The sequence below is a fragment of the uncultured Anaerobiospirillum sp. genome, assembly GCF_902485895.1.
Taxonomy (GTDB): domain Bacteria; phylum Pseudomonadota; class Gammaproteobacteria; order Enterobacterales; family Succinivibrionaceae; genus Anaerobiospirillum; species Anaerobiospirillum succiniciproducens.
The window spans coordinates 1-9616 of sequence record NZ_CABTML010000013.1; the positions used below are offsets into that span (position 1 = coordinate 1).

The 9616-nt window shown below is 42.2% G+C and carries 7 protein-coding genes; 6 read left to right on the forward strand and 1 reads right to left on the reverse strand.

What is annotated here, in order from left to right; translation table 11 throughout:
* The coding region (locus tag RDO37_RS01430) for an AAA family ATPase (RefSeq protein ID WP_308497865.1) at positions 1-1098 on the reverse strand (1098 nt) is incomplete at its 3' end.
* 501 nt (positions 1099-1599) lie between these two features.
* Here RDO37_RS01430 and RDO37_RS01435 point away from each other — a divergent pair.
* The 6 genes from RDO37_RS01435 (at position 1600) to RDO37_RS01460 (ending at position 9574) form a co-directional block, all read left to right on the forward strand.
* Complete coding sequence (locus RDO37_RS01435) at positions 1600-3174, forward strand: FkbM family methyltransferase (protein WP_308497866.1); 1575 nt, start codon at positions 1600-1602, stop codon at positions 3172-3174.
* A gap of 254 nt (positions 3175-3428) precedes the next feature.
* The gene (locus RDO37_RS01440; RefSeq protein WP_308497867.1) at positions 3429-4499 is read left to right on the forward strand and encodes an FkbM family methyltransferase; all 1071 of its coding nucleotides are present in this window, start codon (positions 3429-3431) and stop codon (positions 4497-4499) included.
* A gap of 201 nt (positions 4500-4700) precedes the next feature.
* Positions 4701-6059 (forward strand): glycosyltransferase, encoded by a 1359-nt coding sequence (locus RDO37_RS01445; RefSeq protein WP_308497868.1) that lies wholly within the window; start codon positions 4701-4703, stop codon positions 6057-6059.
* A 223-nt stretch (positions 6060-6282) separates the two neighbouring features.
* Positions 6283-7392 carry an FkbM family methyltransferase gene (locus RDO37_RS01450; RefSeq protein WP_308497869.1) on the forward strand — a complete coding sequence of 370 codons (1110 nt, stop codon included), beginning with the start codon at positions 6283-6285 and terminating at the stop codon, positions 7390-7392.
* A 546-nt stretch (positions 7393-7938) separates the two neighbouring features.
* On the forward strand, positions 7939-9213 hold the full coding sequence (iscB, locus tag RDO37_RS01455; protein ID WP_308497870.1) for an RNA-guided endonuclease IscB: 1275 nt from the start codon (positions 7939-7941) through the stop codon (positions 9211-9213).
* A 28-nt stretch (positions 9214-9241) separates the two neighbouring features.
* The gene (locus RDO37_RS01460; RefSeq protein ID WP_308497871.1) at positions 9242-9574 is read left to right on the forward strand and encodes a TylF/MycF/NovP-related O-methyltransferase; all 333 of its coding nucleotides are present in this window, start codon (positions 9242-9244) and stop codon (positions 9572-9574) included.
* The last annotated feature ends 42 nt before the right edge of the window (positions 9575-9616 follow it).

Here is a 9616-nt window from a genome sequence, read left to right on the forward strand (position 1 = left end):
AGAGGCAATTACATCTTCAAGCGATGCATCAATCTCAATACGTGGATGACTCGAGTAGTGGTAAAGATCTCTTAAAAAACTGCGTGCAATATATTGATTGCACTTTTTGAACAGTTTGAGCGTGAAGGATGACTGAGAGCCAGTGTTAGACCAGTAGTTCCTAAAGCCTTCTTTAGGTTTGCGAAGAAATAACGAGACACTAACTGGGCTAAAGACACGTGTTTGTTCTTCAGGCTTTTCTGAAAAGCTATAACCATCGTAAAAATAGCTCATAGCATTTAGAAGCTCATCGTGGCTTAAGTTAGTGACTTCTTGAGCTCTCTTTAGCTCAGGAGCAAAGTAGTGCTCAATTTCTTCACGTGTATAGCCACAGCAGGTTGCATAATCACTATCAAGACTGATATCTATAAACTGATTAGCTATTGAGAAGATCGACTCCCGACAGAACGAGCAAACGCCTGTAATGAAGACAGTACGAAAGCAAGGTAGACTTTTGATAGTCGCTAAGATGTCTGTGTAGATTGGCAGTAGCTGTTCAAACAGCTCTGGATTATCTAAGTTTCTAGATAGAGGGGCATCATACTCATCAATAAGTAACACAACTCTATCGCTACAAAATGGGCGATCACCCTCCTTTAGCTCAGGATGCGCAGCTAAAAACGCCTCGTCTTTAAGCTTAGCAATGCATGCTTTAATAAAAAACTCGAAACGCCATGCTAAATGTTTGTTTGTAGGGATTTCAAAGCCGAAGTATAAAGCCCAGCCATCCAGATCATCATTTAAGCGTTGCTTAAAATCATCTACTGAAGATATTACAAACGTACTCCAGTCAAAGTGAAAGACGAAATAGCGATTAGGCTCAGGCCAATGCTCGTGGCAGTAGAGACCTTCTGTGCCTACTGTGCCTTTAGAAAACAGATACTCAAGAGTATGAACCAGCGTGCTTTTGCCCATACGACGAGGTCTAGTGAGCAGAAAATGTGCGTTTGAAGAGGCCATATCACATACAGGTCTTGTTTTATCAACATAGACTGTGTTCTTATCAATCAGATCGTCAAAAGACATGATCTTGCCTGCGGTTATATAACGCATTGTCATAGAGTCCACCTCGATACTGCCTACATAGAACAATTAAGGCTAAAGTAAGGCACAAGCTAAATGAGCCCAGCCTTGCCCAAGGCATGAGCTGATAGTACCTGCCTAATACATAATACGCTCAAATTATGGCTTGTAATTAGGATGTGAAATTTTATTTAGAGAAGGTGATTTAGCTTTGCTTTTCTAGGATCAAATTTAGAGATTAGCCAATTTGTATAGTGATTTGGTACAAGTTTTCTATGAGAGGCTGTGTTTTAGATAATTATGTTGCATCTAACGCACTAGGCTATTAGTTTTGCTATACAATCTAATGTCCTAATTTAGTGTTAGAACAGTTGCAAATTGCACAAATAGTTTGCTGACAACGTGCCATGCTTGCTATGTCTGAGCGCTGGCATGGCGCTGTTTGTTTTGACACTTTATCTTTATTTAGACAACTTAGGTTTTCTGTCATTGAGCATAGCGCTCAATCAAAAGCATGAACATAAGCGAGCTAAAATCATGGTCGATCGCAAGAAGAATAACAAAGCTACAGAACAACTACAGTGCATCTCATTTGGAGGCGATACTTTCAAGTTTGATGGCTACATTGCTCTGCCTGAGAAAAAGGCAAAGCACGATCACTATGCTATTGGCAGCGTCAGCGATTTAAAAGCTCTTAAAGATAACAGTGTTTGTGCAGTTAAGTTTATCTTCACCTTAGAGCGTATAGGCAATGATGCTGAGGTTAAAGAAAACTTTGTAGCTCTGATGAGTGAGCTCTACCGTGTTTGTGCTCATGGTGCGCTAGTTGAGATCAAGACCACTCATGAAGATTACATCAAGGCCATTAACGATCCGCTATTAGTGCGTACAGTTAATGAGGGCCTCATCACCATGCTTGATGCTAGCTGGCGTAAGAAAGTAGCTCGAGATACAGGCTTAGCTCATACCCTGCAGGCCTTTGATAATGCAGGTGTGGATTTCATGTCACTTAAGTCCTTAGGCCACTTTAGCTCGGTTGCGATGTCACGTATTGAGGGCAAAGAGTATGCAAGTGAGGCAGATATACTTAAGGACTTAGACGGTATTGAGTGTCCTTTTACTGCCAATACTTTCTATTTGGCATGCCGCAAAGTTGAGGGCCATAATTTTGCTCTGGTGCAAATCCCAGGAATTGATGAGCTCACAAGCGAGGACTATAGCGCCTTTAATTCACATTTGCCTGCAGGCGTACGTGGCTGTGGCAGTGAACCATATGTCATGCAAATCTACAATATCGATGAGAAACACGATATCTTCTTATCCCCTCAGGTTAAAGAGCATGGCTATTGGGAGCTTCCTGAGACTTTGACTTTTGCTAAGCTCATGGCGTTATATGCTTCAAAGTACGTCAAGTTCAAGTTTGCCAATATCGGTGCCAATTTAGGCTGGTATAGCTTGCTTGCACCTAAGTTTACTAGCCATGTAACTGTCGATGCTTTTGAACCAACTCCAGAGACTTTTAGCTATCTTACCAATAGCATTAAGCTCAATCAGTTAGAGCACCGTGTCAATGCCATTAACATGGCTCTGTCTGATAGCCAAGGTGAGTTTGACTTCTTTATCAACAGCACCAATGCAGGCAATAACTCTTTCCTTGCTTTTGAAGGCAATACTGAGGCTTTTGGTGCTGAATACACCAAGATCTCTGTTAAGGCAGATACCTTAGATAACTTCTATGCCGATAAGGACAAGTCTGAGTGGCCACATATCATTCTTATTGATGTTGAGGGCCATGAGCCAAAGGTCTTTGCTGGTGCTAAGAAGATGTTTGAGCAAGGCTTTAGACCTCTGATTGTATCCGAGTTTGTGCCAGCTCTATTAGCTAAATCAGGCAGGCCAACATTCCACGAGGATCTGGTTAATAAGTACAACTACACCATGCTGTGTATTAATCAGGATTTAGAAAACACCATCATTCCGATTAATCTGGATTACGTGAATGAAGTTTATGACAATCTTGCGGATGTTAAAGGCGATGCAGCTTACTTAAACATCATCTTTGTGCCTGACTGTTTTGATCTCTCAAGCGGCTCCTTAGCCTTTAAGGACTAGAGAGCTTAACGCCAAGGTTTAATGGCTAACGCGCTTAATCCAAGCGTATTTGTGCGCCGACACATTAGCAAAGATAGGCGCATTCGTTAAAGAGCATAGCCATGCATCAATACATTAGATGGTGTTTCTAATTCGCAGATGCATGGTTAACACGTATTGCTGCTCGTACATGAATGAGCAATAGATATATATGCAACACATCGCCCGCGCAGTAGATGCACGAAACAATTTGTAATCCCATTGAGCAAAGATCCATGTCAGAAACAAAAGAGGCTTTTGCCTATATTGTCGATAGCAATGGCAACAAAGTAGGCCTAAACGCAGAAGAGCTCGGTCGTTTTGTCATAGAAAATTATGCGACATATGACTTTATGTTTAAGCAAAACTTCTTTGACTATCAAGATACTCATGCCATGGCCCCCATAAGAGCAAAGCTTAAAGAGGGGCTAGATGCTGTGTCTTGCGACTACATTGACCGCTTTGAGTACTTGCTAAATTTCCAGCGTGTAAGCGATCAGGCTTTGATTAAGTCTGATATGTTTTGGACGGAAACTGACAAGGCTTTGCTCGAGCGTAACCGTGAGATTGTTGCATCTGGTCAGATTCCGCTACTACAACAGGTTAATCAGGATTTTTCGACCGCATACACTAATCTGTACGGCATGTATGAGGTGCTTGGATTAGCTAAAAAATCTACAAGCGGCGTAAGCTCTAATGAACAAGAAGAGCTTAGCTATATGGAATTTATCAACGGCAAGGCTGTAATTGATGCCGGCGGTTTTATTGGCGATACCGTGGTGCTGTTCAAAGATATCTTTGAAAAGTCCAAGATTTTCAGCTTTGAGCCGGTGAAGAAAAACTACGACTTCTTATGCAACTTCGTTAAGCCATTTATCGAAAATGGTCAGGTAGTTCCGGTACAGAAGGGCCTAGGTAGTCAAAAAGGCACCTTACGTTTTTCTGGCACTAGAGCCGAGGCAGCAGCTGATGCAACTGCTAGCTCATACTATGATTATGCCAATCCTGAGCTATACGAAGAGGCTGAGGTGGTCACCATTGATGACTATGCTAAAGAGCATGGCTTAGAAGTTGGATTAATTAAGGTAGATGTTGAAGGTGCTGAGGTAGATATCATCAAAGGCGCACTAAATACCATCAAGACTTATAAGCCGCTGCTCGTGATTGCTATCTATCACAATGCTACTGAGTTCTATGAGCTCAAGCCGTATTTAGAAAGCCTCAATCTAGGCTATAAGTTCTGCATCCGTCGCAGCAATATTTGTGTGCCTTCGACCGATTTAGTCTTAGTTGCCTATCAAGAGTAATTAAGTTTTAGCATAATCACGTAAGCTCACCAGCCTACAGTGCATAATACACTTCTAAGCATCCACTAATCGACGTGCTTGTATGCCTGAGCTGACAATAGCTTTATAGTGCCGCTAGCATGATATTGTGATCTTGCAAAGTAGGTTTGCCTGATTTTTACGCTCATCTTGAGCATTTTTACACTGCAATTTGGTTCGACTATGGAAAAGCCATACACCATACTTTGGTATTCAATTAGCAATCTCTTAGATACCTCAAATGGAGCAGCGATCTCTAACAAATTCATCTTAGAGCAGTTAGCGGCTATGAATTGTAAGGTGATCGTGCTGTGCACAGATGCTATGGACAATGAGTCTGGCTCTGTAGTCTATGATCGCATCGTCCCTCAAGTTGAGCTCAAGTCAGGTTTCTTAAGAGACTTTAATCTCGATTCCTTGCACTACTATGTGGTGCAAACCCAAGGCAAAAAGCTCGATTACATTCAGCAGCAAGATCAGAACAATCTGTGGAATATCTTTGTACGTCTGCTTGATGTATATGAGCCAGATTTAATGATGGGTTTCGCCCCTGATCTCTTCTCTTTAAGTTTGCGTCGTGAGGCTCAAACCCGTGGCATTCCATGCGCTTATGCTTTATGCAATGCATCCCATGAGTGCTTTAGATTCCCTGATTGTGATTTAGTCTTCACCAACTCATATGCTTTAGCAAGCTACTACGAGCGCATCTCAGAGCATACGGCTAAGGTTAAGCACTTTGGTGTGTGTATCGATGAAAAGCGCGTTAAGGCAGCTCACAAGGCAGAAAATCCGCGCTATATCACCTACGTCAATCCAAGTCATAACAAGGGCATTTCCATCTTCATTAAGACGGCTTTAGCCTTTAAAGAGCGCCATCCTGACTCACAATATCGCTTCTTAATTGTAAAGAATCGAGCCGATTACAACGCGACCGTGCAAGCTTTAGTTCACAAGAATGGTGAGCGTTTCATTACTAAAGAGAACTCACAGTATGTCATGAGCAATATCGATGTTGCCGAGCATACTGAGGCCATGAACGAGGTCTACTCAATTTCAAAAGTAGTCATGATGCCATCTTTATGCAACGAAGCCTGGGGCATGGTTGCAACCGAGGCTAACGTCAATGGTGTTCCGGTAATCGCCAGTAATCTCGGCGGCTTGCCAGAGGCTATTGGTCGTAAGGTAGTCATTAATGATGATAGCAGCGCTACTTTTGATGACTCTGTACTTGGAGGCATCTTAATTGATCCTCCGCAAGTGGTTAAGGATAACAATTGCGTAGTTCCTGATGATGAGGAAATTAAACCTTATCTTGATGCATTAGAGAGCATCTTATCTGACTATGAGACTTACTCACAAAAGGCCTATGAGGCAGCTAAGTACAATGCTTGCGATAAGAGCCTCGAGCGCTTAGTGGGCATGATTAAGCCACTCCTTGAGCAAGGTCGTAAGAACAAACAGCCTCACGATAAGTCATTCTTCCTCACGCCATACTTCTTAAGAAAACTACATGACGAGAGCAGACAAGGCTCGCAAAGCTAGATTTAGAGCAAAGCCTAGCCCAAGCACGCAAAGCTAGATGCTAAGAGAGCCTAATCTCGTAGATTTTGTGGCTAACGTAGCTAAGGCTAGATCGTGAGGCTTAGGCAGTTAACGCTAGCAAATCTAGACGCGTGCATTGATACATTCTGGGCATAGATGATTAGCCTCCCTTGCTTAAGAACGTTAAGAACAGGTAACAGAACAAAAGTAACAGGACAATACAATGGGTGCAGATAATCAAACAGAGATTTTTGGCCACATCACTTTACCAAGCGGTGAGAGTGTTGCCTTAGATGCTCATGGCTTTGCCACATACATCAAGACGAACTATATCTCACTTGACTATATCTTCAAGCAAAGCTTTGTTGATTACATGGACACCCATGTCATGCGTGATGTTAGAGCTAAGCTTCTAGATGGCATGGATGAGGTATCTGTAGAATACGTTAAAAATCATGAGCGTATGGTGCACTACGTCATCAATGCTAATGATTGCCTAGTCAAGCAACAAGCTTTTTGGACTGATACTGATCGCTATCTATTTAAGCGCCATGATGAGTGGGTTGCTAAGGGTGAGCCTGCTTTCTTAAAGCAAGTTAACCTCGAGTGGAGCTCAAGTTACACCAATTTATACGGCATGTATGATGTGCTGCCGCTTCTTAGCAAGGTCAAAAAGAGTGAGCTGCATGATGAGGTTGCTGCCAATCTAAAGGTAGAGGCCGATAGCGAGGGCATGGTCGAGGTTAACTACCAAGACCGCTTCAATGGTAAGGCTGTTATTGATATCGGTGGCTATATCGGGGATACCGTCATACTGTTTAGAGATCTCTATAGCCTCTCTAAGATCTATGCTTTTGAGCCTCAAAGCGGCAATTACGAGTCCATGATCAAAACCTTATCTGCAGATGTTGCATCAGGCCGTGTTATCCCTGTTAAGACAGGTTTGGGCGATAAGAGCGATACCTTACGTATCTCAGGCTTTCAAGGCAAGGTAGACGCAACCGCATCCGTAACTGCTGACTACAATATCCCTGAGTTCTATGAGGATGTACCAGTAATTACCTTTGATAGCTATGTCAAAGAGCATCAGCTTGAAGTGGGCGTAATTAAGATTGATGTTGAAGGCTTTGAGGTAGAGATCGTCAAAGGTGCCCTCGATACAATTAAGAGCCAGCGCCCGCTGCTAGTAGTAGCTATCTATCACAATGCCCCTGAGTTCTATGAGCTTAAGTCTTATCTTGAAGATCTAAACTTAGGCTATAAGTTCTGCATCCGTCGCTCAACACTTGGTAGTCCATCTACAGATCTAGTCTTAATTGCATACCCTGACTAGACTCATGGCCTCATGTTATTAATACATGCACCACGCTTAGTTATAAGCCAAGCTCAAAGACCGCTTAGCTTAAAACAAGCTTAAAGAGCGCTCAGCTTAAAACAAGCTCAAAGACCGCTTGGCTTACAAGATAAGTTTAATAAGCGCTTAGCTCAGCTCTCATGATGTTAGATACACAGCATTAGGAAAAATATGTTTAGCTTCAATGCCGATAACTTCAAGTCTCTGATGGCCGTCTTCTACGGTCACTAGCATCCACCGCCTAAAGGCGGAGGCATGACCTCTTTTTTGAGGATCAGCCTCGTTAGTGTACTAGCCTTAGTGAGCACTCTTTTAGAGTGTTTTGAACTACGTTGTTTAGGAAAATATAGGCACCGCAGGATGTTTATCCTAGTCTTGCGCTCTGCGGTCTGTAGTTTAGCATAAAGCTATCAGTGGATAGGTAGCGAGCGAATTATAGACGTTAAACCCTATACAACATTGGCGAAGGGTATTAACTAAATTTTTTTTAGAAAGGAACCTGAGGGTATCCTTTTGGAGATTATTTTGAAAGTAGCTGTTTTGAGTATGCGTGGTCAGTGCTTAATGCCGTGCTCTCCACGAAAAGCTAGAGTATTGCTAAAGGAGAAAAAAGCTGTTGTAAAACAGAAGTCTCCTTTCACTATTCAGCTGACTATTCCTACCGGGGAAACGAAGCAAGAGGTCACTTTAGGTGTTGATGCTGGCTCTAAGCATATTGGCATTTCTGCTACCACTGCAAAAACAGAGCTTTTTGCTTCAGAGGTAGAGTTGCGTCAGGATATTACAGGCCTATTAGCCGATCGTCGTGCTTTAAGAAATAGTCGACGCGCTCGCAAGACCCGTTATCGTGCTCCTCGTTTTAACAATCGTGTTCACTCTAAACACAAAGGCTGGTTAGCTCCTAGCATTGAAAACCGTATTCAGGCGCATTTATCGCGTATTGAATCTGTTTTGAAGTTGTTTCCTGTAACTAAGATAGTGGTTGAAACTGCATCTTTTGATATTCAAAAGATTAAGAATCCAGCTATTACAGGCAAGGGCTATCAACAAGGCGATCAGTTAGATTTTTCGAATGTGCGTGAATATGTTCTCTGGAGGGATGGTTACTCGTGCCAACACTGCAAAGGCAAGTCCAAAGACAAGGTTCTTTGTGTGCATCACCTCGAAAGTCGCAAGACTGGTGGTAATGCTCCTAACAATCTAATTACACTTTGTGAAACCTGCCATAAGAATTATCACGAAGGATTAATTACGCTTAACATAAAGCGTGGGCGATCATTTAAACATGCGGCATGTATGAATATTATGCGTCATGCATTTGTTGCTCGCTTACGTGAAGCACATCCAGGAATTCCAATAGAAGAAACTTACGGCTATATCACTAAATACCAGCGCATTAAATTAAAGTTACCAAAGACTCATTGCGCAGATGCCTTCTGTATAGCAGGTAATTTACATGCCAATAGATCTGATGTCTACCTTTATCAAAAGCAGACCCGTAAACATAATCGCCAGATTCACAAGGTCAATGCTATAAAGGGCGGTATAAGGAAATTAAACCAAGCTCCTTATATAGTCAAAGGCTTTAGACTTTTCGATAAAGTTAAGTGTTTTGGTAAAAAGTGCTATGGAAAAGAAGGTTTTATTATGGGACGTCGTCAAGATGGAGGTTTTGATATTAGAACCATTGATGGTCAACATATATCAAAATCTGTCTCCCCTAAAAAACTTAAGCTTATCGAAAAGCGAAAAACATTTTTAACTGAAATAAAAAAAGAGGTAGCTTCCTCCCCTGTCTAAAGACAGGGGTTTCTGCGCTATTAATATTATGGCATACGATCAGGTGCAAAGCCCACTTATCGATAGCGTTGAGCACCATGACTACACTCGCTGGCGCACTATGCAGCTGTGTGCTGAGATGATTGCCTCTAATGAAGAGCTAGCCAAATCCGATGCCTGTGTAGCTGAGGCTGGTGTATGGAAAGGCGGTTTTTCTTACATGATTAATGCTGCTTTTGCTAACCGTACTTTGCATTTGTTCGATACTTTTGAAGGCTTCGATATGAAGCAGGTCGATCACGACATTGAAAAGGGCTTAATCTGTTCCAAAAAAGTTGTTAAAAGTTACACATCCTTATTGGACTTATCCGCACTCTGTTGACGGCATAGGAGGTTAGTTTCCTCACTACCTATGTCCCAACTA